Source organism: Mycobacterium sp., from assembly GCF_035603715.1.
Lineage (GTDB): Bacteria > Actinomycetota > Actinomycetes > Mycobacteriales > Mycobacteriaceae > Mycobacterium.
Genome location: NZ_DATNJW010000481.1, coordinates 1 through 5,042, shown reverse-complemented (window position 1 = coordinate 5,042; position 5,042 = coordinate 1). Strand labels below are relative to the sequence as shown.

Sequence of the window (5,042 nt, the reverse complement as noted above, 5' to 3'; positions counted from 1 at the left end):
GGCTCCGGACGACCCATCCGGCCGCAAGCCGTCCAGCGGCGTGACTCCCAGAATGGCGTACTGCAGGTAGAGCGGTGGGCAGATGATGTCGCGATAGCCTTGGGCGCAAGCGTATTCGGAATCGAACCACAGTGGATTGTGATCACCGACCGCCGCGGCCCACCGTTGCCAGTCGCGCCGGTTGACTTCACCCGCCGCCGTGGCCGCGACCGTTCCCACTCGCGAAGCCGATTCGGCGTCGATCAGACTCTGGTCGCTCACGCCTGGTCCTCCAGCCACGTCGCCGCGATATCCGCCCCGCCGCCCAGTGTCGACAACACCCGGGCGCGCTCGGAGAACAAATGCAAATCGGTCTCGACGACATAGCCCATGCCGCCGTGCAACTGGTGCGCATCGAGCGTGATCAGTTTCGCCGCGGTCGCCGCGTGCATACGGGCAGTCGCGGTCTGGCGGGTGGCGGTGTGGCCCTTCCCGATCCAGAACACTGCTGAATGGGCGGCGAGTCGCGCCGCGGCCAGCGCGATATGCATATTCGCCACCAGATGCTGTGCGGCCTGAAAGGACGCGATGGGGCGGCCGAACTGCTTGCGCGCCATCGTGTAATCGACCGTGCGCTGCAACACAGCCTCCCCGACACCGACGAGGTCCAGCGACAGCAACGCCACCGCGGCGTTGGCCAACCGGCGCAGGTCCTGTTCGGCCAGGCCCGCACCGTCGGCCCCGTCCAGCACCGCCGCCGGATCAATCACCTCGACGTCGTCGAATCCGATCCGGAATGTGCGGTGCCCGCCCATCAATTGCAGCGGGTCGATCCATAGGCCCGCTGCGGTCAACGGCACGACGAACGCCATCACCCGCTCCCCCGCCGCGGCTGCCGACACGACGAGGTGATCGGCCAGGTCGGCGTCCGCGACGAAATCGACTGCGCCGCTGAGCCGCCAGCCACCCCACGCCTCCGACCGCACGCGCAGCGTCGGTGTGGTCACTGCGGCATTACGTGGACTCCACAAACATGTTGTGGCACTGATGCTTCCGTCGGTCAGCGAGGGCAACCATGCCGCATGCTGGGCGGGTCCGCCGAGTAGCTGGATCGCCAGAGCGGCCTGCACCGTGCCGTGCACGATCGTCGGGCACAGGCCGCGGCCCGCCTCCAGGCAGAAGATGCCGAGGTCGGATAGCGCGCCGCCGGCGCCGCCGTATTCCTGCGGGAGAAACAGGCCGAATACGCCGGCGTCCGCCAACGATTTCCACAGCCGGGCGGGCACCGACCGTGGGTCCGCGTCGCGAAGTTCGCGGACCAGGCTTATCGGGCACTCGGCGGCAAACAGCGCGGAGAGCATCGACGCCAGATCTCGCTCGTCCTGATCGGGTAGCAGTTTCACGATGTCATCACCATCAGCGTCCGTACGACGGCATGCCGTGGCCACGCTGCGCGATCACGTCGCGAAGGACCTCGTTGGTGCCGCCGCCGAAGCGCATCAACGGCGACACCCGGTAGAGCCGTTCGAACTTCCCGTCCTCGGGTGCGCCCGGGCTGCGGTAAGCCAACAGGCCGTCGGGGCCGAGCAGATCGATGGCCAAATCGGCGATCCGCTGTCGCAATTCGCTGCTGAACACTTTCTCGACGCTGACCTCTACGGTAGGGATCACGCCGCTGTCCAGTAGCGAAGCCGCCTGATACCCCATCAGCGTCGCGGCCTCCACATCCGCTTCCGCTTGGGCGAGGCGGCGGCGGAAGCCGGCAATCTGCAGGGGCACCGAACCGTCGCGTCGCGGCCGCCCGGCCAGCTCGGTCAGCTCGTCGAGTGCGCGGCGCAGATCTCCCGCATTGGTCAGCGCGCCTCGCTCGAGGTCCAACGCGCCGGTGATATAGGTCCAGCCTCGATTGAGTTCCCCGATCAAGTTCCCGACGGGCACCCGTACCGCGTCGAAGAACACTTCGTTGGTGCGATACCCCGACCATGCATAGAGTGGACGGATTTCTATGCCGGGCAGATTGGTCGGAACCATGATCACCGAGATGCCGCGGTGCCGGGCCGCGTTGGGATCGGTTCGCACACAGAGCCATTCGTGCGTGGCACGGTTGGCGACGCTGTTCCAGATCTTGGAGCCGGTGATGACCCACTCGTCGCCGTCTTGCACCGCCCGGGTGCGCAGACTGGCCAGATCGGTGCCCGCTTCGGGTTCGGAGTAGCCGACCGCGCAGATCAGCTCGCCGCGAGCGATCGGCGGAAGGAACTCGAGCTTGTTCCGTTCGGTGCCGTGCCGCATGATCATCGGCGCGACCGATGTCACCGTGAGGTCCGGACCCGGGACACCCCAATACTCGAACTCGCGCATCAACAGGTGCTGATAAACGGCGCCGAGTCCGAGACCGCCGTACTCCGACGGCCAGTTCAGTCCGAACCAGCCCCGCTCGCCGATCTTGCGCCGGAACGCCGCGACTTCCCGGTCGGGCAATTCCTGGCCGTGCTCGGCCAGTTCGGATCGCAGCGCCGGCGTGACGTTCTCAGTGAGAAAGGCGCGCACCTCGGCCAGCCAGGCGTCCTGCGCTGCGTCGAGTTCGAAATCCACCATCCTTTTCCTAGCCGGTTCTTGATGCTTGCGCCCGCGATTGCGAAAACGGACCTAAAGTCGTACGACGTGCCCCTCGACGATTCGCAGTCGGTGTCGGCCGCCCTCGCGGAGATTGCCGTCGGCCCCGCCGGACCCGAAACGGGTGCGTTCTTCGACCTGGACGGCACGCTGGTCGCCGGGTTCACCGCCACCGCGCATGCCGGTGATCGGATCCGTCGCCGACAGGCCGGAGTCGGCGAGGTTCTAGGTGTTGCCGAGGCGATGATGCGATACCGGTTCGGCCGCATGGAGTTCGGGCGCCTGGTCGTGCGAGGCGCCGGCTACCTGCGCGGCGAATCGCTCGCGGAGCTGGAGGCCATTGGCGATCGGCTATTCGTCGACCGGATCGCGGCGCGCGTCTTTCCGGCGATGCGATCGATCGTGCATGCGCATCAGGCCCGCGGCCACACCGTCGCGCTGTGCTCCTCGGCGCTGACCATCCATGCGCGGCCCGTGGCCCGATTCCTGGGCATCACCCACGTCTTGTGCAACCACTTCACGGTCGACGACGCCGGCCTACTGACCGGGAACATCGTCCGTCCCATCGTGTGGGGGCCGACGAAAGCGGCTGCGGTGCAGAATTTTTGCATCGACAACGCGGTGACGCTGGACGATAGCTACTTCTACGCCGACGGCGACGAGGACGCGGCTTTGATGGCGGTGGTCGGCCACCCCCGCCCGGTCAACCCACGACCGCGCCTTGCGGCGGTGGCCGGCCAACGCGGGTGGCCGGTGCTGCGGGTCACCGGCTCGGGCGGCCGCCCGCGGGTCCGGTCGATGCTCCGGAAGGGCGCCTGATGCAGTTCTGGTCTGGCACACCGTTTATGGAGACGACCGACGCGCTGGCGATCGCGCGAATGCTGGATGACTGTGGCTACGACGGGGTGATCTGTGCCGACCACTTGATCTATCCGCGCAATCTGACGTCGCCGTACCCGTCACCGGCCGGACGTCCGCCGTGGCCGCCGGAGACCGCGTGGCCGGATTCGTGGATCATGATCGGGGCGATGTCGTCGATTACCCGACAGCTGCGGTTCTCCAACGCCATCTACGTCGCCCCGTCCCGCCCGCTGGTGGAGGTCGCCAAACAAGTGGCAACCGCGTCGGTCATATCCGGCGGCCGGGTGTCGCTGGCTGTCGGCGCCGGCTGGATGCGCGAGGAATTCAACCTGCTGGGACAGGATTTCAACACCCGCGGAAAGCGGCTCGACGAAATGATCCCGGCGTTGCGTGCACTGTGGCAGGGCGGCTGGGTGTCGTGGACTGGTCGGCATTACCAGGTACCCGAGTTGATGCTCGAGCCCCACCCGGTGGCACCTGTGCCGATCTTGTGCGGCGGCGAATCGGAGGTGGCGTTGCGCCGCGCCGCCCGGCTGTGCGACGGGTGGGTCGGCACGGCGTACGTCTGGGACGACGCGGTCCGCTACGTGCAGAAGTTGACGGCGTTGCGACGCGAGTACGGGCGTGACGGCGAGCCGTTCGAGATCATGCTGGCGCTGCTCGAGGTGCCGTCGGCCGATCTCTACCGACGCGCCGAAGACCTCGGCATCACCGCGGTGATGTGCGCGCCGTGGATGGCCGAAGACGTCGGGCCGAACGACCGCGAGGGCTGCCGCGGCGCCATCGAGCGGTTCGCCGAGACCGTCGTCGAGAAGTGCCGCTAGCGGTCAGAACTTGTGCGGGACGTCGTTGATCAATCCGCCGTCCATCACGAACTCAGCGCCGGTCGAGTACGACGATTCGTCGCTGGCCAGGAACAGCACGAAGGTGGCGACCTCCTCGGAGACGCCGGGACGGCCGAGCGGAACGGTGACCATGTCGTCGGGGAAGTGCTTGGTCATCGGGGTGCGGATGAAGCCCGGGTGGATGGAGTTGACCCGGATGTTCTGCGAGGCCAGTTCGAGCGCGGCGGATTTGGTCAGGCCGCGCACCGCCCACTTGGAAGCCACGTACGGGTGCACCATGACTGCGCCGCGAAGGCCCTCGATCGACGACACATTGATGATCGAGCCGCCGCCGGCGGCCTTCATCGGCTCGACGACGGCTTGGATCCCGTGGAACGTCCCGTTCAGGTTGACGTCGATGACTTTGTTCCACTTTTCCACGTTGAACTGTCCGAGCTGGCCGAGCGCAACGATGCCGGCGTTGTTGACCAACACGTTCAGCTTGCCGAAGTCGTTGACCGCGGTGGACACCGCGGCATCCCACTCTTCGGGCTGGGTGACGTCGAGGTGGACGTAGCGCGCCGCGTCGCCGAGCTCGTCGGCAAGTTTCTTGCCGTCATCGTCGAGGATGTCGCCGATCACGACCTTCGCGCCCTCGCCGACCAGTGCGCGAGCGTGGGCGGCGCCCATCCCCCGAGCGCCGCCGCTGATCAATGCAACTTTTCCGTCCACGCGTCCCATGCCGCGTCACGCTACCGCAGC

At 67.0% G+C, this 5,042-nt stretch carries 6 protein-coding genes; 2 read left to right on the top strand and 4 right to left on the bottom strand.

Annotation, left to right across the window (positions count from 1 at the left end):
• The 3 genes from VN856_RS19975 to VN856_RS19965 all read right to left on the bottom strand — a co-directional run.
• Positions 1-261 (bottom strand): FAS1-like dehydratase domain-containing protein (locus VN856_RS19975; protein WP_325692156.1); only part of this gene is annotated, 261 nt, incomplete at its 3' end.
• The gene (locus VN856_RS19970; RefSeq protein ID WP_325692154.1) at positions 258-1,382 is read right to left on the bottom strand and encodes an acyl-CoA dehydrogenase family protein; all 1,125 of its coding nucleotides are present in this window, start codon (positions 1,380-1,382) and stop codon (positions 258-260) included. The genes VN856_RS19975 and VN856_RS19970, both read right to left, overlap by 4 nt.
• Positions 1,383-1,395: 13 nt before the next feature.
• Positions 1,396-2,574 (bottom strand): acyl-CoA dehydrogenase family protein, encoded by a 1,179-nt coding sequence (locus VN856_RS19965; protein ID WP_325692158.1) that lies wholly within the window; start codon positions 2,572-2,574, stop codon positions 1,396-1,398.
• Positions 2,575-2,643: 69 nt separating this feature from the next.
• On the opposite strand from VN856_RS19965, the gene VN856_RS19960 reads away from it, so the two are divergent.
• Positions 2,644-3,414, top strand: coding sequence for an HAD-IB family hydrolase (locus VN856_RS19960; RefSeq protein WP_325692151.1), 771 nt, complete (start codon positions 2,644-2,646; stop codon positions 3,412-3,414).
• Positions 3,414-4,280 (top strand): TIGR03619 family F420-dependent LLM class oxidoreductase, encoded by an 867-nt coding sequence (locus VN856_RS19955; protein ID WP_325692149.1) that lies wholly within the window; start codon positions 3,414-3,416, stop codon positions 4,278-4,280. The genes VN856_RS19960 and VN856_RS19955 overlap by 1 nt, the downstream gene beginning before the upstream one ends.
• A 3-nt stretch (positions 4,281-4,283) precedes the next feature.
• Here VN856_RS19955 and VN856_RS19950 read toward each other — a convergent pair whose 3' ends face one another.
• Positions 4,284-5,021, bottom strand: a complete 738-nt coding sequence (locus VN856_RS19950; RefSeq protein WP_325692147.1) for a glucose 1-dehydrogenase — start codon at positions 5,019-5,021, stop codon at positions 4,284-4,286.
• Positions 5,022-5,042 lie beyond the last annotated feature (21 nt).

Excerpts from the sequence above, each read along its gene's own strand:
- VN856_RS19955 (WP_325692149.1), top strand. The coding sequence starts at position 3,414 with ATGCAGTTCTGGTCTGGCACACCGTTTATGGAGACGACCGACGCGCTG.
- VN856_RS19950 (WP_325692147.1), bottom strand. The coding sequence starts at position 5,021 with ATGGGACGCGTGGACGGAAAAGTTGCATTGATCAGCGGCGGCGCTCGG.